21 protein-coding genes and 2 tRNA genes are annotated in these 21,850 nt (G+C 37.3%); 17 read left to right on the forward strand and 6 right to left on the reverse strand.

The window, feature by feature from the left end:
• Nucleotides 1-147: 147 nt before the first annotated feature.
• The 3 genes from NZD88_RS12595 to NZD88_RS12605 all read left to right on the forward strand — a co-directional run bounded on the left by NZD88_RS12595 (nucleotide 148) and on the right by NZD88_RS12605 (nucleotide 2,301).
• Nucleotides 148-1,557, forward strand: a complete 1,410-nt coding sequence (locus tag NZD88_RS12595) for an MBL fold metallo-hydrolase (protein WP_259829583.1) — start codon at nucleotides 148-150, stop codon at nucleotides 1,555-1,557.
• A 4-nt stretch (nucleotides 1,558-1,561) separates the two neighbouring features.
• Complete coding sequence (locus tag NZD88_RS12600; RefSeq protein WP_259829589.1) at nucleotides 1,562-1,936, forward strand: rhodanese-like domain-containing protein; 375 nt, start codon at nucleotides 1,562-1,564, stop codon at nucleotides 1,934-1,936.
• Between the two features lie 65 nt (nucleotides 1,937-2,001).
• Nucleotides 2,002-2,301: a thioredoxin family protein gene (locus NZD88_RS12605; RefSeq protein WP_034701246.1), complete on the forward strand. Its 300-nt coding sequence runs from the start codon at nucleotides 2,002-2,004 to the stop codon at nucleotides 2,299-2,301.
• Between the two features lie 120 nt (nucleotides 2,302-2,421).
• Here the strand turns inward: NZD88_RS12605 and NZD88_RS12610 are convergent, their stop codons facing one another.
• A complete protein-coding gene (locus tag NZD88_RS12610; protein WP_259829598.1) occupies nucleotides 2,422-3,243 on the reverse strand; it encodes a hypothetical protein in 822 nt (273 codons plus the stop codon).
• Nucleotides 3,244-3,360: 117 nt separating this feature from the next.
• Entirely contained in the window at nucleotides 3,361-4,116 is a 756-nt protein-coding gene (locus NZD88_RS12615) for a nitrilase-related carbon-nitrogen hydrolase (RefSeq protein WP_259829740.1), read from the reverse strand.
• A 101-nt stretch (nucleotides 4,117-4,217) separates the two neighbouring features.
• Here NZD88_RS12615 and NZD88_RS12620 point away from each other — a divergent pair, with 101 nt between their 5' ends.
• The 6 genes from NZD88_RS12620 to NZD88_RS12645 all read left to right on the forward strand — a co-directional run bounded on the left by NZD88_RS12620 (nucleotide 4,218) and on the right by NZD88_RS12645 (nucleotide 10,566).
• Nucleotides 4,218-4,658 (forward strand): DUF6646 family protein, encoded by a 441-nt coding sequence (locus tag NZD88_RS12620; protein ID WP_169233323.1) that lies wholly within the window; start codon nucleotides 4,218-4,220, stop codon nucleotides 4,656-4,658.
• Nucleotides 4,659-4,761: 103 nt separating this feature from the next.
• A complete protein-coding gene (gene rseP, locus NZD88_RS12625) occupies nucleotides 4,762-6,243 on the forward strand; it encodes an RIP metalloprotease RseP (RefSeq protein WP_259829604.1) in 1,482 nt (493 codons plus the stop codon).
• Nucleotides 6,244-6,324: 81 nt separating this feature from the next.
• Nucleotides 6,325-6,401, forward strand: a tRNA-Asn gene (locus NZD88_RS12630).
• A gap of 86 nt (nucleotides 6,402-6,487) precedes the next feature.
• Complete coding sequence (locus NZD88_RS12635; RefSeq protein ID WP_259829605.1) at nucleotides 6,488-7,207, forward strand: AAA family ATPase; 720 nt, start codon at nucleotides 6,488-6,490, stop codon at nucleotides 7,205-7,207.
• A 137-nt stretch (nucleotides 7,208-7,344) separates the two neighbouring features.
• Nucleotides 7,345-7,418 (forward strand) — tRNA-Asn (locus NZD88_RS12640).
• 619 nt (nucleotides 7,419-8,037) lie between these two features.
• Nucleotides 8,038-10,566, forward strand: a complete 2,529-nt coding sequence (locus NZD88_RS12645) for a DUF5686 family protein (RefSeq protein WP_259829606.1) — start codon at nucleotides 8,038-8,040, stop codon at nucleotides 10,564-10,566.
• A 46-nt stretch (nucleotides 10,567-10,612) separates the two neighbouring features.
• Here NZD88_RS12645 and NZD88_RS12650 read toward each other — a convergent pair whose 3' ends face one another.
• From NZD88_RS12650 to rplU, 4 genes are all read right to left on the reverse strand, one after another.
• Entirely contained in the window at nucleotides 10,613-10,780 is a 168-nt protein-coding gene (locus tag NZD88_RS12650; RefSeq protein WP_259829608.1) for a bacteriocin-like protein, read from the reverse strand.
• Nucleotides 10,781-10,898: 118 nt separating this feature from the next.
• Nucleotides 10,899-11,066 (reverse strand): bacteriocin-like protein, encoded by a 168-nt coding sequence (locus NZD88_RS21375; RefSeq protein WP_423738665.1) that lies wholly within the window; start codon nucleotides 11,064-11,066, stop codon nucleotides 10,899-10,901.
• 197 nt (nucleotides 11,067-11,263) lie between these two features.
• Nucleotides 11,264-11,521: a 50S ribosomal protein L27 gene (rpmA, locus tag NZD88_RS12655; RefSeq protein ID WP_034726841.1), complete on the reverse strand. Its 258-nt coding sequence runs from the start codon at nucleotides 11,519-11,521 to the stop codon at nucleotides 11,264-11,266.
• A 12-nt stretch (nucleotides 11,522-11,533) separates the two neighbouring features.
• Nucleotides 11,534-12,109: a 50S ribosomal protein L21 gene (gene rplU, locus NZD88_RS12660; protein WP_259829610.1), complete on the reverse strand. Its 576-nt coding sequence runs from the start codon at nucleotides 12,107-12,109 to the stop codon at nucleotides 11,534-11,536.
• A gap of 405 nt (nucleotides 12,110-12,514) precedes the next feature.
• Here rplU and NZD88_RS12665 point away from each other — a divergent pair, with 405 nt between their 5' ends.
• From NZD88_RS12665 to NZD88_RS12700, 8 genes are all read left to right on the forward strand, one after another.
• Complete coding sequence (locus tag NZD88_RS12665) at nucleotides 12,515-13,402, forward strand: neutral zinc metallopeptidase (protein ID WP_259829612.1); 888 nt, start codon at nucleotides 12,515-12,517, stop codon at nucleotides 13,400-13,402.
• A gap of 114 nt (nucleotides 13,403-13,516) precedes the next feature.
• Nucleotides 13,517-14,605, forward strand: coding sequence for an acyltransferase (locus tag NZD88_RS12670; RefSeq protein WP_259829613.1), 1,089 nt, complete (start codon nucleotides 13,517-13,519; stop codon nucleotides 14,603-14,605).
• A 75-nt stretch (nucleotides 14,606-14,680) separates the two neighbouring features.
• Nucleotides 14,681-15,259, forward strand: a complete 579-nt coding sequence (locus tag NZD88_RS12675) for a MiaE family protein (RefSeq protein ID WP_169233328.1) — start codon at nucleotides 14,681-14,683, stop codon at nucleotides 15,257-15,259.
• Between the two features lie 24 nt (nucleotides 15,260-15,283).
• Nucleotides 15,284-15,901, forward strand: coding sequence for a DUF502 domain-containing protein (locus tag NZD88_RS12680; RefSeq protein WP_259829614.1), 618 nt, complete (start codon nucleotides 15,284-15,286; stop codon nucleotides 15,899-15,901).
• 147 nt (nucleotides 15,902-16,048) lie between these two features.
• Nucleotides 16,049-16,969, forward strand: a complete 921-nt coding sequence (locus NZD88_RS12685; RefSeq protein WP_259829616.1) for a DsbA family protein — start codon at nucleotides 16,049-16,051, stop codon at nucleotides 16,967-16,969.
• Nucleotides 16,970-16,992: 23 nt separating this feature from the next.
• Complete coding sequence (locus NZD88_RS12690; RefSeq protein WP_259829617.1) at nucleotides 16,993-18,078, forward strand: FAD-dependent oxidoreductase; 1,086 nt, start codon at nucleotides 16,993-16,995, stop codon at nucleotides 18,076-18,078.
• Between the two features lie 4 nt (nucleotides 18,079-18,082).
• The gene (locus NZD88_RS12695; RefSeq protein ID WP_259829618.1) at nucleotides 18,083-19,240 is read left to right on the forward strand and encodes a pyridoxal phosphate-dependent aminotransferase; all 1,158 of its coding nucleotides are present in this window, start codon (nucleotides 18,083-18,085) and stop codon (nucleotides 19,238-19,240) included.
• Between the two features lie 162 nt (nucleotides 19,241-19,402).
• Nucleotides 19,403-21,832 carry a TonB-dependent receptor plug domain-containing protein gene (locus tag NZD88_RS12700; RefSeq protein ID WP_259829619.1) on the forward strand — a complete coding sequence of 810 codons (2,430 nt, stop codon included), beginning with the start codon at nucleotides 19,403-19,405 and terminating at the stop codon, nucleotides 21,830-21,832.
• Nucleotides 21,833-21,850 lie beyond the last annotated feature (18 nt).

The following is a 21,850-nucleotide window of genomic DNA, read 5'->3' on the forward strand; positions in this document are numbered from 1 at the left end:
TCCAAGAGACACCTTTTCCGTTTGAAAACAAGGGATTTTAAGGCTGCCACACACAGAATATTGAAAGAAACTATCGCGTGGATTTAACATTTCATTTACATTTCATCTAATACTTTGTATCTTTATCTAAAATTTAAAAAAGACCCAATGAAAATTGAACAAATATATACGGGCTGTCTGGCTCAGGGTGCCTATTATATTGTATCAGAAAATGAAGCTGCCATTATTGATCCATTGAGAGAGGTAAAACCTTATCAGGATCGTCTTGAAAAAGACAATGTTACTTTAAAATATATTTTTGAGACCCATTTCCATGCTGATTTTGTTTCGGGACATTTGGATTTAAGTCAAAAAACAGGAGCCCCTATTGTTTACGGACCTACTGCTCAGCCGGCATTTGAGGCTATCATCGCTGAAGATAACCAGATCTTTGAGATCGGAAAAATAAAAATAAAAGCACTTCATACTCCGGGACACACCATGGAGAGCACAACCTATCTGCTAATCGATGAAAACGGCGTTGAAACGGCTATTTTCACGGGTGACACTCTATTTTTGGGTGACGTCGGTAGACCTGACCTTGCGCAGAAGGCAACCAATCTTACTCAGGAAGATCTGGCAGGAATTCTGTATGACAGTCTTCACTCCAAGATCATTCCACTGGACGACAGTATTACCGTTTATCCTGCACACGGCGCCGGTTCAGCATGTGGAAAGAATATGCAGAAGGAAACAGTGGATATCCTGGGAAATCAGAAAAAAACCAATTACGCACTTAACCAACCGGACAAGGAATCCTTTATCAAAGAGGTTCTTGACGGCCTTACCGCTCCACCGAAATATTTCGGAATGAATGTAGCCATGAACAAAGGTGGATACGAGAGTCTGGATGTTGTAATGACTAAAGGCTTAAGTCCAATTAATGCAGAAGATTTTGAAGCCTTCGCAGAAGATACAGGGGCCTTGATTTTAGATACAAGAAGCCCGGCAGAGTTCCATAAAGGATTTATTCCTAATTCTGTCAATATAGGCTTAAAAGGAGATTTCGCACCATGGGTGGGAAATATGATCGTAGATGTAAAACATCCTATTTTACTGGTTACTGATGAAGGAACTGAAGAAGAAGTTATTACCCGATTAAGCAGAGTTGGCTTCGACAATGTGGTAGGGTATCTTAACGGCAGTTTCAGTGCATGGAAAAATGCCGGAAAAGAAATTGATGAGATCAAAAGAATTTCCCCTTCTGAATTTGCAGAGCAGTTTACAGAGAATGCTACAGTGATAGATGTGAGAAAACTAAGCGAATATTCTGCAGAACACGTTGACAATGCATTCAACAAACCATTGGATACAATAAGTGATTGGGTAAAGACCATTGATGATTCCGAACATTTCTTCCTGCATTGCGCCGGAGGATACAGAAGCATGATTGCAGCAAGCATTCTTAACGCACACGGAATTAGAAACTTTACTGAAATTGAAGGAGGCTTTGGCGGTATTAAAAAGACAGAAAAATTACCAACTACTGATTTTGTATGCCAGTCAAAAACTTTATAGGATAATGAAATTAAGGATTTTTGGATTTATCTTAGCTTCAGCTTTAGTGCTAACAGCGTGTAAAACAAAAGGTCTCGACATTGGTCCAAAGGCAGACCTCAGAGAAGTGGTCAACAGTTCAGATGTTATCTTAGTAGATGTAAGAATTCCGGAACAGTACGAAGCAGGAACTGCAAAAAACGCCATCAACATTCCATTAGCTGAACTACAGAATACGATGGATTCGCTGAAAGGCAAAAAAGTAGTTGTTTTCTGTAATAAAGGAATACAGGCAGACCAGGCTATGGAAATCCTAAATAAAAACGGTGTGGAAGCATACGACGGAACCAGCTGGAAAAATGTAAAAGCGATTCAGGATGAGAAACTATCCGGAAAATAAAAATACAATTAAATTATTAAGATTGATCACGGTAAATCTTGATGATTTAGATAAAAACTAAAACTATGTCACAAAAATTTCAGGAAATCATCAATTCGGAGAGACCTGTACTTATTGACTTTTTTGCCACATGGTGCCAGCCATGCAAAGTACAGTCATCAGTGTTAAATACCGTAAAGGAAAATATAGGTGAAGGAGCAAGAATCATCAAAGTAGATGTAGACCAATATCCAGCTTTGGCAGCACAATATGGAGTAAGAGGTGTTCCGACATTGGCTGTCTTCAAAAACGGGGAACTTTTATGGAAAGAAAGCGGTGTCCATGATGTGAATACACTCACGGAACTGCTTAAACAATATTCTTAAACTGTGATTTTTCACAGTTTTTTTATTTTTATATCCCATAGATTTACACAGATAATTGAGAATAGAATCCGTTTCGATTCGTGAAATCCATGGGATTTTTATAACGAATTACCAGTATATTTACGGACAATTCTTCTCATACTCTTTTATGATTCCAATGTAAATTTCAGCCTGCCTGTTCTGTATTTTATCTCCAACGATATAAAATAATTTTTTGGCTTGCTCTCTATCCTTTTTTACTTCTTGTAAAGTAGTTTTATAAATTTCCTGATATTCTTTTTGTAAAGTTTTATCCAAATGCTTTTCCTGCATCATTTCTTTCTCAAAAGAATTTAAATACTGATTAAATGAACTACAATCTCCGGCAATTGCTCTGAAAGCATCAACGATATTTTCAATGGATGATCCCATCTTAGAATTGAACTGACTCTTTTGTTTTACTGCCAAAACCGTGTAAGGTTCACCACTTTTTTGGATATAAAAGTTTGAATGAGTATAATAGCATGCATTCAATCCCATACACTCAAATACATTTGAACTGTATAATTTAATTTTACCGTCATAGAGTAAGTATTCGAACGTTTCGGCTGTATCATTTGAAAGATCTCCTTTCTTATCTACCGTTTTTACTTTAATTTTTTCCTGAATTTGAGAAATTTCATCACCATTATAATAAATAATCTTTTTTACATCTTTAGAGTTTATTTCTTTCGTCTTCTCACCTGCCTGTGTTGTATATTGAAATGCAGATATTCTGTTGTGGACTATTATTTGTCCCACATTAATAGTTTTAGTAACTGCATTCACAGAGTTTGCTTTAAATGAGGATCCATCTTCCAATTGAAATTCAGCAATATCATTTTCTTGATTACGTGTATTTTCCTGCGCGTTCATAACCAAATTCAAAACACAGAAGACAACAAACAGTAGTTTTTTATTCATATATATTATTTTTTCTAGTTATATATTTAAAATTAAAAAAAATTACAATATCCTTTTGAAAAAAATAAAAAACATTTCAAAACATTCAATAAAAATCTTAAAATCTTAACTTTCGAATTATTTAATTTTGATCTCAAAATTATCTCTGTCATTCAGAAACTGGAAGTGCTGCCTGAAATCTTTCAGTTCCTCCATATTCAGTTCTGCAGAAATGATATTTCCATTCTTTTGTGAAATTTCTGTCCCATCTGCAAAAAAACAATGTGAGCTTTCCTGGTAAAAAAGACCATTCCCATCTGTCCCGATTCTGTTTAAACCAAAAACAAAAGACAGGTTTTCTATTGCCCTGGCTTTCAGAAGGTGTTCCCAGGCTCCCACTCTTTTTTCCGGCCAATTGGCTACGTATAGAACAGCATCATAATCATCATTATTTCTTGCAAAAACCGGGAAACGGAGATCGTAGCAGACCTGCAATAAAATCCTGAAGCCTCTATAATTTACAATAACTCTTTTATCTCCGGGCGTATACACTTTATCTTCTCCCGAAAAAGAAAACAGGTGCCTTTTATCATAGAAAACACTTTCGGAATCAGGCTGTACAAAATACATTCTGTTATAAAAATGCCCACCCTGTTCTACCGGAGCACTTCCACAGAAGGTCGCATTTTTTTCTTTTGACATCTTTTTCAGAAACTCCAGAGACTCTTCATATCTGTCCGAAACTTCAGCCGCATCCATGCAAAAACCGGTAGAGAACATTTCAGGAAGCAGGAAAATATCAGCTTCCTGATCCTTCAGCTGATCCTCGATCAATTGAAAATTTTTGTCCTTATTTTTCCAGACAATATCTAAATTAAGCCCTGCAATTCTCATAAACTTTGTTAAAAACTCCACTAAAAATACGATTTTTCAATGATTTCGGTTCTATTTTTGATGAGGATATTTTTCATTCGTATCATTTAAAAGTAAAATTTATGAAGAAATTGTTTTTTGTGTTGATGATGGCATTTTTGGGGACAGCAGCCAATGCACAGGCTTACACCGGAAAAGGCGACCAGAAAATTCAGCTTGGACTGAGTGCCTGGGGATATGGAACAGGAGTTACAGGAACTTATGACTATGGACTGAATAAGCTTGTATCAGTGGGAGCAGGGCTTAATGCTTACTTTAGTGATTATAAAGATAATGACAAAGACAATCGTGTTTTTGTATTTGGAAGGGTGAATTTCCATCTTCAGGAAGCCCTTGACCTGCCTTCTAAATGGGATATCTACCCGGGAGTTGATGTTGGTGTATTAGGTAAGGATTTTGGGATAGGAGCCCACATCGGAGCGCGTTACTTTTTCACAGAGAAAGTGGGTGTTTTTGCAGAAGTAGGCAACAACGGCAGTATAGGTGTTTCTTTCAATCTGTAAGATCGGCCCAATATATGACAAAGCTTCTCATTTAGAGGGGCTTTTTTATTTGGCATAGTTTTGATAATTCTTACCTTTGCAAATTAAAATCTAAAAATTATTAATGGAATTAGCAATCAAGATTTTCCAGTTCATACTAAGTATTTCTATTTTAGTGGTTCTTCATGAGCTTGGACACTTTTTACCGGCAAAATGGTTTAAGACCAGAGCTGAGAAATTCTTCCTGTTTTTCGATCCATGGTTTTCTATCTTTTCCATGAAGAAAATCAACGGAAAATGGCAGTATAAGGTTCTTTCTAAAAACCTTCCGGACACAGAAACTATCGTAGTAGACGGAAAAGAGAAAGAAGTTCCTATCGATATATCAAAACTTTCTGACAACGACTGGAGAAAACATCCTGAGCAGACAAAATACGGAATCGGATGGCTTCCTTTCGGTGGTTACGTAAAAATTGCGGGAATGATCGACGAAAGCATGGACACTGAGCAGATGAAAAAACCTGCCGAGCCATGGGAGTTCAGATCTAAACCGGCATGGCAGAGACTGATCATTATGCTTGGAGGGGTTACTGTTAACTTTTTCCTTGCCTGGATCATTTTCGGAAGCCTTTCGTACTTCAACGGAGAAACTTCTTTTGATACCACGAAAGTAGACACCCCGATGCATTATACCAATATTGCGAAAGCAATGGGCTTTGAGGATGGTGATAAGATCTTAAAAGTAGACGGAAAAGTTCAGAACAATCTGGATAAACTGTCTTTAGATATTTTATTGAGCGATCAGGTAACTGTTTTAAGAAAAGGTAAAGACGTTACTTTCAACACGAATGACGACGGAAAAGCACTGGCTTTCAAAGATGAGAACCCAAGAGCATTCCTTACGCCAAGATATGCACCTGTTATTGACACTATTGTGAATCCTAAAACTGCTGAAGCAGGTTTAAAAATAGGTGATCAGGTAGTTTCAGTCAATGGGCAAAAAATCAGTTATTACGACGAACTGCAAGGGGTTGTTGTAAAAAATGCAGGAAAAGCAATTAAAATGGAAGTATTAAGAGCTGGTGCATTACAGCCTTTAAGCCTTCAGGTTTCTAAAGAGGGTACATTAGGAATTGCGTCTTATAAGCAAATGCAAAAGTTCGTCAATACACAGCATTTTACTTTTGTAGAGTCTATCGGAAGAGGATTTACCAGAAGTATTGAAAGTTTAACGTATCAGGTGAAGCAGTTTAAACTGGTATTCAACAAGAAAGTTCAGGGATATAAGAAAGTAGGTGGTCCTTTGGCGATCATCAAGAATATGCCGGTAGAGAAGTCGAAAGACGGATCAGTATCGGTTAACTGGAGCATGTTCTGGAGTTTTACAGCTATGTTCTCTGTATGGTTGGCATTCCTGAACCTGATTCCTATCCCAGGTCTTGATGGAGGCCACGTTTTATTCACGTTATGGGAAGTGATTACGGGAAAACCTGTTCCTCAGAAAGTGTTGGAAAATGCACAGATGATCGGGGTTATCTTCCTGCTAGGATTGATGGTCCTGATCTTCGGAAGTGATATCTTTAAAGCGGTTACCGGCAGTTTATAATTTTTTTGAAATTTTTTCTAAAAAATATTTGTACGGTATAAATATTCGTCCTATATTTGCACCACTTAAAACAAAGGACATTCCTCCTTAGCTCAGTTGGTTAGAGCATCTGACTGTTAATCAGAGGGTCGCTGGTTCGAGCCCAGCAGGAGGAGCCAAAAAAGACTTACAGAAATGTAGGTCTTTTTTATTTTGCATACATTTTGCTTGATGGAAGTTGACTCTATTTAATCAAATAAGCACGATGCCCCACCTATCCCGGATTTATTTAAAGGACAACCATCCAAACGACTATCCCTTCAATCTCCCTTTTTTGAAGGAAGGTTTAGATCTAAGACTTAAAAGCAATGTTACTTTTTTCGTTGGCGAAAACGGAATAGGAAAATCTACTTTATTGGAAGCCATTGCAGAAAAGTGTGATTTTAATGTCGCAGGAGGAAGCCGGAATCATAACTATAATTTCCATAAAACCGAATCTGAACTTTCTGAATACCTTACTTTATCCTGGAAAACCAAAACCGGCCAGGGTTTCTTTATGAGAGCGGAAAGTTTTTTCAACTTTGCCACTTACATCGATGAAGTTGCCAAAGAAGACCGAAGGGTACTAGACGCCTACGGAGGGAAATCCCTGCATCAACAGTCACATGGCGAAGCTTTCCTTTCATTATTCCATAATCATTTCCAGAATGGCCTGTATATCCTGGACGAGCCGGAGTCTGCACTGTCGCCACAGAGGCAACTTTCACTATTATCCGTTATTCATAAATTAGAAAAAGCAGGAAAAGCTCAATTCATTATTTCCAGCCACTCTCCCATTTTAATGAGCTATCCCGGCGCCGAAATTTATTTATTGGACGACAAAATTCAACGAACCCATTACAAAGAGACAGAGCACTATCAGCTCACCAGAAATTTTTTAGAATCTCCAGAACTCTATTTCCGGCATTTATTTGAAGATGATTAACGTTAAATAAAAAAGATGTTGAAATATTTGTCCCTGAAATTCAACCTTTTTGCTCAAAAACCACCGTTAATTGGGGATAAAACTTGCCTGATATTAATATTCCTTTTATATTTGCAGCACCTTAAACAGAGGAAAATTCCTCCTTAGCTCAGTTGGTTAGAGCATCTGACTGTTAATCAGAGGGTCGCTGGTTCGAGCCCAGCAGGAGGAGCAAAAAGACTTACAGAAATGTAGGTCTTTTTTTATGTCCAGACTTCAAATGTAACAGACATTAGCAATATTTACATCACCTCTAGTTATTTAAAAGCATTCCCCATTAATGATTTCTACAAAAAGTAAAAGGTATTAATTATATCTTTATTTTTCCCACTCATCTCACCTATACCAATTGCTTTACTTATTTGTGGAAAAACAGCATAAAATATAAATAAGTTGGTGAAAATAAAATACTTATAATTGTTAATAACCTGTGGAAAAACTATTAAGAAGCTATTAATACATCATGGAAAACATCATATATACAAGTGAGAATCATGTGGATAACCTGACGAAAACATGTTAAACGTCTATTGGTAACCGTTCTTTTAATCAGGATATATTGTGGAAAAGTTGTGAATAGTAAAAAAAAATAAATTTCCCACCCTACCCATTCACGTTTGTTTATCTTATTCTAAAATTCACCGTAATCAGGGCATTTATTACCACAATCTTTTACTGTTATTTTCGTTACATTTGTAGTTTTGTGATTTTTCACAGAAAACGTTAAAAAAATATGATCTTTTTTAAATAAACAGCACGCTTTTTGTTTTGCTAATTGCCTGAAGAACCAAATGATGTTAAATAACAACCCCAAATATTACAACCTTTTTTTTCTGCTTTTTATAACCTGCTTGACGTATGCCCAAAACACAGCAAATGGCAAGATCACCGATGCGAAAACCAGTAAAGAAATTTCAGGTGTAGATATCTTTATCAACGACAGTACTGAGCCTTTTTTGAAAACTTCCGTGGGGAGTTTCAATGTTCAGTCAGACAGTATTATTTATAAACTAAAATTTTCGAAAAAGAACTACACCCCTGAAACCGTTACTATTACCCCTGAAACGGCAAACAATATTTTCGTAAAACTTTCACAGGAAAAGGAAAACACAATTGCAGAGATTGTGATTCATAACGAAAAACCTAAGTATAAAAATAAGAAGGAAAATCCGGCTTACGCTATTATGCAGGAAGTATGGAAAAGAAAACGAAATAACGGCTTAGAAAAGTTCGACACCTATACTTATAAAGAATACGAGAAAATCCAGTTTGACGCCAATAATCTGGACAGCGCTTTTATGAGTAAAAAGATCTTCAATAAGCTGGATTTTATTTTTGACTATGCAGATTCTACAGCCAGCGGAAAGATAGGACTTCCCATATTCCTGAATGAGTCTATCTATGAAAATTTCGGGGAAAACAAACCGGGAAAAAAAATAAAAAGACTGCTGGTCGCTCAGAAAACCTCAGGATTTCAAGACAACCAGGTCATCACTATTACGGCCAAAAACCTCTACAGGGATATCAATATTTACGACAATACGTTAAATTATTTTGACATTGGATTCCCGAGCCCTGTGGGTACGAATGGATTCAGTACCTATGACTATAATTTAACAGATACGATCTCTATCCATGGCGAGAATGCTTACAAGATAAGATACCAACCCAAAAGGAAAGACGTATTAGCCTTCCAGGGATACCTTTACATAGACACAGACAACTATGCTGTTTTGGGGGCTACTTTAAAATCTACACAGAAGATCAATGTCAACTTTATCAACAGTATTTCCACAGAGCTGGAATATGATAATCCCGACGAGAATACATTCCTTCCTAAAAAATTCATTACAGAAATAGAACTGACTCCTTTTGCAAAAAAGAGGACTTCAAAAAGCATTATTGCCAAACGGTCGGTGGATTATTCTCAATATGAATTCAACAAACCTCTTGATGATAAGGCATTCACTCGCAGAGAGGAAGAATACGACGCTAAGTTTGTAGACAAAGACGATGCCTATTGGGTTCAGGCCAGACCGGATTCATTATCGAAATCGGAGCAGGGAGTCTACGAGATGCTTGACAAGCTTCAGCAGACACCAAAATTCAACCGTATCGTTAAAATCTACGAGACACTGGCATCAGGATATTACAACGCTTTTAAAGGTATCGATATAGGACCTATCTTTTCAATTTACGGTAAAAATGAAGTTGAAGGAGACCGGATAAGACTTGGAGCCAGAACCTATTTTGGACAAAACGACCCGTGGAGAGTGCAGTTTTACACCGCATACGGATTCAAAGATCAACAGGTAAAATATGGAGCTGAAGCCCGCTATATGTTCAACAGAGTGAACAGATTCATGATTGGGGCAGGAACCAAACGAGACATAGAACAGCTGGGAGTACAACTTACCACCGATGACGGAATTATGGCTCGTACTTTTGCATCATCCACTCTTTTTGCAAGAGGAGAAAATGCTTCTTTGAGCTCTATAAACAAGACCAATATCTTTGCAGCTATTGAGCCGTGGAAAAACTTCCAGGTAAGAGTGGACGGAACTTTGCAGAGCATCAAATCTGCTAATCCCGAAAAATTTAGCCTGATGTACTATCGTGATGGTGATCTGAGAAAAACGCTTAATGACTCTCACGTTACCCTTAGCTTAATTGCAAGACCCGGGGCAAAATTCTCCCAGACCGGAGTAGACCGCTACGAGCACGGAACACTGGCACCAACCATTATATTGAAATACACGAGAGGAATCGAAGGCCTTTTCAACGGAGACTTTAATTATAACAGACTTCAGTTTATGTTCTACAAACCGGTATTGATCGGAAGCTGGGGTAAGACGCTTATAAGCTTTGAGGCAGGAAAAACTTTCGACAATGTTCCTTTGGGACTTCAGAATGTAATTCCCGGAAACCAATCATATAGTCTGGCACAGAACACATTTTCACAGCTTAATTATTATGAATTTGTTGCTGATACCTATTCCACCCTTCACCTGGAGCATCACTTCAATGGAAAAATACTTTCATTTATTCCATTAATTAAAAAGCTGAAACTTAGGGAGATTGCATTCATCAGAAGTGCTTATGGAACTTTAAGCGACGCTTCTAAAGCGATCAATGTAGATGGATTTAAATATTCTGCACCTAGTGAGCAAATCTATTTTGAATATGGATTCGGAATTGAAAATATCGGAATCGGAAACCTTAGAATATTCAGGGTAGACTTTAACTGGAGAGGAAATTACCTCGACAGACCGGATATTTCTACATTTGGAATCAAAGCAGGATTCCAGGTAGGATTTTAAAATACAAGCCCCTTGTTGAGCAACAAGGGGCTTTTTTTAGATCTTTTTAGCAAACTTCGCAGAAATCAATAACCATATTCATGCACTTTCTCTTTTGCTGATCGGTCCACTGGCACCATTCTGCACACCATGTTGCAGGAACCGGACAATCTAAACCACGTCCTCCGTTAATAGTTTTCAAATCTTTTTTTGCTAATTTTTTTAAGTTTTTCATAGAATTTTGTTTTAGTTTATATTTATTGTTTGCCTTTTGGCTTTCATACCATTATAAGTACTGACAGTAAAAAGATCCTCAACATAGTCGAGGATCCTTTTCAATAACATTATTTATATTAACATGGGCACGGATCTGGGTCCATAACCATATTAATACATCTAAGTCTCTGCTGTGGTGTCCACGAGCACCATTCTCCGCAAGTTGTGGCAGGAGGTGGACAAGCTAAAGCGCCTCCTTCTATTGTTCTTAATTCTTTTTTAGATAATTTTTTCAAATTTTTCATAATACTTTGTTTTAATTTGTTGGCCTACTCTATATGCTTTTCGGCATCCGCAAATGATTTGTTATTTGATAGTTGACAAATATATAAATATTTCACAATAATTGGAATATTAACGAAAATAATTTTGATTTCGCCCCATATAGGCATAAAAAAACCTCAGCAAATGCCGAGGTTTAAATTTTTATAAAACGCTTAAATTATGCGTTTGCTTCTACAGATACGAAAGATCTGTTGTTTGCTTTCTTTCTGAAAACTACTTTACCGTCTACTAATGCAAACAAAGTGTGGTCTTTACCCATTCCCACGTTTTCACCTGGGTGGTGTTGCGTACCTCTTTGTCTGATAATAATATTTCCGGCAATAGCTTCTTGTCCACCGAAAATCTTCACACCTAATCTCTTAGAGTGAGACTCTCTACCGTTCTTGGAACTACCGACTCCTTTCTTGTGTGCCATTTTATTACTGGATTATTTGTTAAGTGCTTTAAATGTATCAATATTCTTAACGATAGCAGCATCTACTTCTTCGTGAGTAAGAATAGTTTTTTCTAATTCCACTTTAACTGCTTTACCTAAAGTAATTAAAGTTTCTCTGTTCTCTTTAGACTGAGACAAGTTGTTTTTCTTTAAGTGATAGTTCAGTTCGTGATCTTCACCAAAGTTAACAGTTGCGTTGTCAGAAAGAATTTCAGTTTTTGCTGTTTCTTTTTTAGTCACTTTCTTTGCTCCAGCTTCGAAACCAGTAATACCAGTGATTCGAATTTGAGTTAAAGATTGTCTGTGACCATTCTTTACTTGGTAACCTTTTCTTCTTTTCTTTTTGAAAACGATTACTTTATCAGCTTTTACATGGTCTAGGATCTCTGCATCCACAGTGATACCGCTTACAGCTGGGGCGCCAACAGTGATTGAACCGTTTACAGTAAGAAGAATTTTATCAAAAGAAACCTTGTCTCCTTTTTCTCCTTTTAAACGGTTTACAAACAACTTCTGGTCTTGCTCAACTTTATATTGAAGCCCTGCTATTTCTACAATTGCAAACATTGTTTATAAATTTTTAGTTATTTCGAGGTGCAAATATATGAATAAATTTCTAAATAGCTTGCAATCAGATCTGTATTTTTTAAGAAAAACAATTTACAGTCATTTAAAGAATTCCCGGCAGTAAAATATTCAATCGCAAACACATTTTGAAAAAAAATACTTTCTTCTTGTCTATAGTTTAAAATCAGTACTCAAAGGTATATTCATGCCTATTTCTTAGTTATATCCAAGCAGAAACAAAAATCACCTGTATAAATTCCTATCCATATTCACAAATAGGTTTATTTTTTTCATAAAAAGTAATATAAAAATATAAATTCACTATGTTTTGAATAATTTTTTGCATTAAAGTGCTCATACTTAACAGATAATTTTATACCTTCGTGTTCACCAAAAAAATTTTATATGAAAAGAAACTTCAAATTCTGCTTATTAGCAGGAGCCATTGCCGCTTTCTCACTGTCAGCGTGTCGTGATGACAAAATGGAAGAATCTGTTCTTCCTGAATCTCAATCTGCAAGCTCCAAGATCGAACAGCCGGGAGATCTTCAAAAGAGCTGCTCATATGTAGATCAAAACTGGAGCTCATCTTCCTTACTGTACACTACTCTTCAGAATTCAACAGACACCAACTTTATGAATTCTCAGATGACAAAAATCGCAAGTTTGTGGGGAAGAAGCAATCCTACCCTTCGATTTGTAAATGATCCTTCCAATTTCAATTCTACGTACAATGCCATTTCTTATTCCACAGGAAAGATTTATTATGGCTATGCTATTTATTATGATGCAAAAAACAAAGGCGGAGACATTGTGAATGCCATGATCCTTGCTCATGAATATGGTCATCAGTTACAATACATTTTTGGCCTGCCTACTGTTAATGAATCTACAGCAAGACCTAACGAACTGGAAGCAGATGGCTTCGCAGGATATTACTTAAGAAGACCCAACGGATACAACAAAACGAGTTTTGCAGAAATTGCAGCAGCATATGAATTTGCACAGAGCATCGGAGATTATCAAACCAACAGTGCAAACCACCACGGAACGCCGCCGCAAAGAAGATCTGCAGTACGTTTAGGTTTCCTTTTAGGCCAGTATGATCTTAATGCGGCCAATTTTGATTATAACTTCTTCTATTATTACCAGGGTGTATTAAATGGCACTTATAAAATGGGCAAAAACTCTGTAAACCCGGAGATCGATGCCTATATGAGCCAATACATGGATGAACTTAGAAAAATCCAGACCGGAGAAATTTCCGCAGAAGAATTTAAACAACTTCAGTAAACATTCATTTTTAGCATATTTAAGAAAGGAGGCAGGCAGCGATGTCCTGTCTCTTTTCATTTTTATGAATAAATATCCCAAAGTTTATTTACTTTTGAACCATATCGTACAACAATGAACAGAGACCTCTACATTGATTTTGCCAAGGGAATGGCTACACTTTCCATTATATTCATCCATACCGCTTTCTGGTCCGGACAGTTTTACATTCCCACAGAGGTCAGGGTATTTTCTCTGGTATTTGATGTGGCACTTTTTTACGCCCTGAGTGGAATTACTTCAGGATCGAACATAGAAAAAACATTCTACAGGCTATTAAAACTTCAGATCACGTATATGATCTTTGTAAGCTTTCTGTTCTTTCTGGATTACTTTTTCAAAGTATTTGGATTAACCTTTTTCTCTATGGAATGGCTCCAGAGTTTCTATTCCACCTTTGGATCCAAATATGCCACAACAGGAGTTTCTAACATTCCCCAATGGCAGAATCTCGGAAACTGGTACCTTCACCAGTATACCAACGCAGATACATTCCCTGTCGTTATGGGAAGCTTCTGGTATTTGAAAGTATATTTCATTCTTGCCGTTTTCGGAGTCCTGATCTTGAGATTTTTCCCAAAACACGTCAATTGGTTTATAGGATTGTGTCTTATTTTAACTTTACTGTTCAACATTTTCCCCGAAATCTATCCTACAGGGCAGGTTGGGTATGTAGCTTTTTATCTGGCTATTTTTTTAATTGCCAATAGAATGCGGGGTAAGAAAATTCCTGCAAAATTGATTCCTGTCGTTTACGCAGTGGTCGCAGCAGCCTTGATATGGATGTTCTGGTATTATGGGAGTGAAATCTTTTATAAAATCAATAAAAACAAATTCCCGCCAAAGATTCCCTACATCGTCTGGTCACTGTTCTCTCTTACTACCTTATTTGTCCTTTACAACAGATTAAAAATCACGAAAGAAAACTTTGTTACCCACATCGGAAAGAATGCGATTTTCTTTTATTTCGCCCAGGGAATAAGTTCTTCGCTGGTCTATTTCATTGTTGTAGCCCTAAAGGAAAATATGCCCTGGTGGGCGCTGATGGTCTTCATCTATATCCTTAATATTATCCTTGCCTTTATTATTGCAGCAGGATTAAAAAAAGTAGACGATCTGGGATGGAGAATTCTGGAATTTTTAAGAAGAAAAACGGCTTCTTAATACTTTTACAGCCAATTTGAAATAAAATAATCTTTAGTATCGCAATTTATTTTAATTTTACAAAAAATTCAAAACATGTTTAAGTTGAAACTTCCTACCGATCCAAGGTGGGCAAATATTGCAGAAGGAAACATAGGAGAAATTTTAACAGATCATGCGTGGTGCGAGCAGAAAGCCACAACAAATGCCATCAGTTTAATCAATATGCTCCCAGAATATCCGGAAATTGTAACGGAACTTATTGCTATTGCGCAGGAAGAACTCGACCATTTCAGCCAGGTTCATGAGATTATTAAGAAAAGAGGATTCGTTTTCGGAAAAGCCAGAAAGGATGATTACGTCAACGAACTGGCTAAATTTGTTGTTCAGGGTAGAAGAGAAGATTTAATTGTTGATAAATTACTTTTTGCTGCTATGATTGAAGCAAGAAGCTGCGAACGGTTTAAAGTTCTTACCGAGAATATCAAAGATGAAGAGCTTAAAACATTTTATAAAGAATTAATGATATCAGAAGCCAATCACTACACGACTTTTATTGGCTTTGCAAGACAGTTGGGCGATATCGAAAAGGTAAACAAACGCTGGGAAGAATGGCTGGAATATGAAGCGAGTATCATAAAATCTTACGGAAACAAAGAAACCATCCACGGTTAAAAATAAAAAAGTAAAAAATCCACGTTGAAAAAACCAACCTTCGAAAATATTGCTAATTTTTTCCTGAAAAATTTCTTTCAGGGGCTGGTTATTATTGGTCCTATTGGACTCACCATCTTTGTGATCTGGTATATTGTCAGTGCTATTGACAATATCATTCCATCCGTTGCAAAGGAAATTCCCGGGCTGGTTTTCGTTTCAACCATTCTGATGACTGCGATTCTGGGCTACCTGGGAAATAAATTCGTAGTGGGAAGATTCTTTTTTGACACTATGGACAGCCTGCTGGAAAAAACTCCGGGGGTAAAACATATCTATACCCCTACAAAAGACGTCATGTCCTCATTTGTAGGAGACAAAAAGAAATTCAACGATCCTGTCTGGGTAAAGACGAATGAAAATCCGGAAATCTGGAGAATCGGTTTTCTGACCCAAAAAGAGATGTCAGACGTTGAGAAGCAAAACTACGTTGCAGTCTATCTGCCTCATTCCTACGCTATTTCAGGGTGGGTAATTGTTACTGAAGAAAAAAACATCAAACCTGTAGTGGGAATGAATGCGGCTTCTGCCATGAAGTTTGCCGTAAGCGGTGGTGTAGCAGGGTTCCATTCTGACGACAATATATTTAAAGCTCCGGAGTAATTCTACTCCGAGACTCTTTCAATAATAGCTGATCCGGCTATTATTCCTCTATTTCTTTTAAATATTATGTTAACCAAAAAAATCATTTTGGACATTTTTACCTATCTACTTTTATTCATTAACTTATTTAACTCAAATACCAATAATATGAACAAGAATCCTCTTCTCAATTGCGATTACGAAAAAGGTGTATGTGAAATCCTTGAAACACCAGATGCAGAATCTTCAGCAGAACAGCTGCACGGCACCAAAGACAAGATCACAATTATTTATTATACAGACCCTATCTGCTCTTCCTGCTGGGGAATTGAGCCACAGTTGAGAAAACTGAAATTAGAATACGGAAATGCTGTAGAATTAGATTATAGAATGGGAGGACTTTTACCGTCTTGGGATATTTACAATTCCGGGGGAATCAGCAAGCCCAGTGATGTTGCCCACCATTGGGAAGAAGTAAGCCCATATTACCAAATGCCTATTGAAGGAGGTGTCTGGATTACGGACCCGTTAAATTCCTCATATCCACCGTCAATTGCTTTTAAAGCTGCACAAATGCAGGATAAGAAGAAAGCAGTAGTCTATCTGAGGGTTCTCCGGGAAATGGTTTTTCTTGACAAATTAAACATCACAAAACTTGAACATCTTGAAAAGGCGGCGGAACTATCCGGATTAAATGTAAGTCAATGGAAAGAAGATTATGAATCCAAAGCTCAGATCGAATTCAAAAAAGACCTTGATCTTGGACGTCAGCTTGGGGTAAGAGGCTTTCCTACCCTGATCTTTACCAAAGACGATGAAATTTTAGACATCCTTTACGGAGTGAAGCCTTACGCAGATTTTGAACACAGAATAAAAAAAATAAGCGCTGACGCTAAAAAAGAAGAATATTCTTTAGAACCTGATCAGCTATTCGCCATTTATCCCACTTTAACGACTCAGGAATTTGCAGTCCTTTCAAATATGTCTTTCGAAAAAGCATTTGAAAAACTTCAGAAACTCACAGAAGAAAACAAAGTTTCCCGCAAAAAGTATAAAAACGGAGATCTTTGGATTTTTAATAAAAACTAATAACACTATTTAAACTAATAAGGATGTACAAAGTTGCAATCATTGGAGCAGGAGTATCGGGATTAAGCATGGCCAATTATTTGGAAAAAAACAATATCGACTACCATATCTACGAAAGGAGAACCCAAAATGACCTCAAAGGACATGGATTTATCCTTCCTAAAGAAGGTATTGAATTTCTTTCCAACATTATTGATATCAATGATCTCTACACAAAGGGCCGTTTTTTGAAAAAGTATCTTCATTACCATCAAAACGGTGAGATTCTTTCCGAAAAAGACCTGGAAGATGTTTTTGTGGTTTCAAGAAGTACTTTGATAGAGATTTTGGCCGAAGGTATACCTGCCGATAAGATATCATACAACACAACAGTCACCCTTAATGGTTATTCCGAAAAAAAAGCGTGCATTACGATCAATGACACTGCATCTTTAGAAGCTGATGTTGTGATCGCTTCAGACGGTTCCAGAAGCAGGATAAGGAGAAAAACTTTTGAAGACGAAAAAATGAAAGCTGTCCTGGAAAATGAAGTGGTAAATATCATAGAAAATGAAGAAATCGCCAGCAAACTCGACAATAATTTTTTGAAGTTTCATCATGAAGATGGCGGTCTTACTTTCGGAGTCTTAAAGCTTTCCCCAACAAAAATTCTCTGGTACTGCCAGTTTGATATTACCAGATTCTTTATCAATGAAGATTACACCCCTGATTGCATCAAACAGTTCATTCTCGATAATTTCGGTGACTGGAATCCTCTGGTTTCCTCTATTATCAATGATTCATCTTATGAAAATGCACATATCTGGAGAGTTTATGAATTAGAAAAGCTTAATCCCTTTTATCACGAAAATGTGGTATTCATAGGCGATGCAGCCCATCCATTGATTCCTTTTACAAGCCAGGGCGTTACCTCAGCCCTGAAAGACTCTTTTATGCTGACCAATCTCTTAATGGAAGGAAATACGCTTTCCGAGACCTTCGAAAAGTATAATGAGGAGAGAAAGGCTGAAATTGAAATTCATATCAATAACGGAAGAGCACTATTGAACCAATTCCTCCTGCCATTAAAAGAACAGCAAAAAAATACATTACCCATTTCATACAAATAATCATATGTTTACACATCAAGATATCAATTTCGAAGCCCTTAAAAGAAAAGCCTACAACGGAAGATGGGCAACCCTGGAGGACGGGATCATTCCTTTAACAGCAGCAGATCCGGATTTCAGAATGTCATCCGAGATCGAGCAGGGAATTATTGACTATATAAAAGACGGCTATCTGAGCTATGGCCCGTTTTCAGGAATTCCTGAATTCAAAAAAAGTGTGGCAGACCATTTCAATACCGAAAAAAATGGAAGCTTTACCCCGGAAAATGTTTTAGCAGTCAACAGTGCTGCCCAAGGTATGTTTCTGGTGGCAAAATATGTTTTGGGACCCGGTGATGAAGCCATTATCTTCGATCCCGTTGATTTCCTGTTCAAAAAAACAGTTGAAGCAGCAGGTGGAAATATCAAACTATGCTCTGTTGATTCTAAAACCGGAGAAATTGATTTTGAAATGCTGACTTCCCTCATCTCTTCCAAAACAAAGCTTATCAGCATCTGTAATCCTCACAACCCGGTAGGAAGGGTCTATTCTAAAGAAGTTTTAAAAAAGATTTCTGAAATAGCTGAAGCTCATGATCTATGGGTAATGAGTGATGAAATCTGGAGTGATATTGTTTTTGACAAAAAAGAATTCAATACCTACTCTTCAGTTTCAGAAGCTGCCAAGAAAAAAAGCTTTACCGTTTTTGGATTTTCTAAGTCCTTCGGAATCGCAGGATTAAGAATTGGTGCTGTTTTATGTAACGATCAGGAACTTTTGGAGGATTTTACAGAGAAATCCGAGTTCAATTCAACCATTGAAGGCGTTTCCACTTTATCGCAAATCGCCGCAAGTGTGGCTATAGAGAAGGCTAAACCCTGGTTCAATGACTTCCTGACTCATCTTCAGCACAATAGAGATCTTGCCTACAGCATACTCAGCAACTCTGGTATTTTAACCCCGAATTTACCTGAAGCTACCTTTGTGATTTTCCCAAAAATTGAAAACGGGTTTTCAAGTGACGCCTTTACCCAACATGTTTTAAAAGAAGGGAAAGTCGCCATTGTTCCCGGTTCTGAACGATGGTTTGGAAAAGGAGCTGAAGGACATATCAGGATTTGTTTCTCTACGTCAAAAGAAATCCTGGAGGAAGGTCTTAATCGAATTATCAAAAGCTTTTAAGGTTAAAAAAATCCACTTTTTATAACAATTTAATTAATATTTTACTAAAATTAACTAAAAATAAACTTCATTTAAAAAAATCGTACACAATAGCGAGATTTCACATTGATTTGAGGATGAAATTCAATATTTTTGAAACAATCACCAAATCCAATATGGAATATGAAAATAATATACACCAGTGTTCTTTTTTTAGGGACTGTATCGATGTTTTACTCGCAAAATACCAATGATACCATCTCCAAAGAATCAAAAATAGAGGAGGTATCTGTTACTGGGAGCCGGAATAAAAAAAGAACGGTTACCAATACACCCGTCCCTGTCGATGTGATTGATATCAAGCAGGTAAGCCAATCGACAGGGCAGATAGAAGTGAATCAGCTTCTTCAGTTCAGTGCCCCTTCATTTAATTCAAATAAACAATCCGGATCAGATGGTGCAGACTCTGTAGATCCTGCAACACTTCGCGGGCTGGGGCCAGACCAAACCCTTCTTTTATTGAACGGAAAAAGATATCACCAATCCTCACTGATCAACCTTTTCGGGACAAAAGGAAGAGGAAATACCGGATCAGACATGAACACGATTCCCATTGGTGCCATTAAAAGAATTGAAGTTCTCCGCGACGGAGCTTCGGCCCAATATGGATCTGATGCGATAGCCGGAGTAATCAACGTTATCCTTAACGACAGAAATCAGGGTTTTGAAGGCAATGCATTTTACGGAATGAATCTCTTTAAAAGCCCGGGAAACAAAGATGTCATATCAGATCATAAAATAGACGGAACTACTTTTGATTTCAGTGGAAATCTGGGAACAAAAATTGGCAACAAAGGAGGTTTCGGTAATTTCACTGTAGAATTTATCAATAAAGACCGTACCATAAGAAATGCAAACCCGGAAAAGGGCTATTCTTCTCCAAGAGAGAAGTTTGGAGATGCAAAATCTCAGAATATGTATTTCTTCGGCAATGTAGAATTGCCATTATCTGACGGATTGAAGTTTTATTCTCGCCAGGGATTTTCCTACCGTAAGACGAATGCCTATGCATGGACAAGAAGCGCAGATGCGGACGGAAATATTCCTGAGGTGTACCCAAATGGTTTTAATCCTATGGAAAATACTACCATTACAGATTTCACGTTTGACAACGGGCTAAAATTTAAAGTGGCAGACTGGGATGTAGATTTTTATAATGCATTCGGGAGCAATAGATTTACTTATCAAATCGACAATACCATCAATGCTACTTTAGGAATAAAATCACCGACAAGTTTTAATGCGGGAGGACATTCTCTTCTGCAGAATACAACAGGATTTAATGCTTCCAAACAGTTTAAAGTACTGGAAGGATTAAACGTAGCCTTAGGCTCTGAATTCAGGTATGAAGAATTTGAAATCATTAAGGGAGAAGAAGCGTCTTATGCTATGTATGATATCAATGGAAATATTGTTACTTCCAATACACCCGGAAACCTGCTGGTTACCAATCCTCTTTCAGGAGATGTACGTCCCGGCGGTTCCCAAGGCTTTCCCGGCTATTCGCAGGAGTTTAATAAAAACAGAAATAATTTTGCTGCGTATGTAGATACCGAACTTGACATTACTAAAAACTGGATGATCAGCGTGGCCGGAAGATTTGAAAACTACAATGATTTCGGAAGTACTTTGAATGGTAAATTTGCCACGCGGTATGCAATTACCCCTCAATTTGCGTTCAGAGGTTCCGTTTCTACAGGATTCCGGGCGCCTTCTCTGGCACAGAAATACTACAGCCTGCAGTTTACGAATTTCCAGGGAGGAAATCTTGTGACCATACAGCTTGCGGCTAACGACAGTGATCTGGCAAAAACGGTAGGCATCCCACAATTAAAACAGGAGACTTCACTAAACGGAAGCGCTGGATTTACTTTTAACACGGGAAAATTCACGGCAACGGTAGACGGCTATTATATTAAGGTAAAAGACAGAATTGTACTGACCGGCAACTTTTCCCAGGATGACGATGCGATAGGCGAAATTCTTGCTGAGAATCATATTGATCAGGCGCAGTTTTTCACCAATGCCATAGATACCAGAACAAAAGGTGTTGATATCATTGTAAGTTATACCGACAATCTTGGCCCGGGTAAACTTTCTGCCACGTTAGCAGGAAATTATAATGAAATGGAGATTACCAAGGTCAATACTTCAGATAAACTTCAAGGAAAAGAAAACATTTACATGAGCCCGAGAGAAAGAGCATTTATCTTAGCTTCTGCTCCGAAAACAAAAATCAATCTGAATTTAAATTATAAGATTGATAAGTTCAACGCCAATCTTCAGCTCGTAAGATTTGATAAAGTGAAATTAATAGGATATAATGATGCTGACCAGCTTTATGGCGCTAAAGTAACCACTGACATTTCTTTCGGATATGAGTTTTCCAAGAATTTCAATCTAACCATTGGCAGTAAGAACTTATTTAACCGATATCCAACACTACAAACTGCTGCTGTAGACGGCAATACAGAATCCGGAGGAATCTTCGATCCTGTACAGATGGGTTTTTCAGGAAGACAGGCCTTTGCAAGACTTAATTTTAAGTTTTAGAAACAAATCACTAAAAAA

Source organism: Chryseobacterium pyrolae, assembly GCF_025153485.1.
Taxonomy (GTDB): Bacteria; Bacteroidota; Bacteroidia; order Flavobacteriales; family Weeksellaceae; genus Chryseobacterium; species Chryseobacterium antibioticum.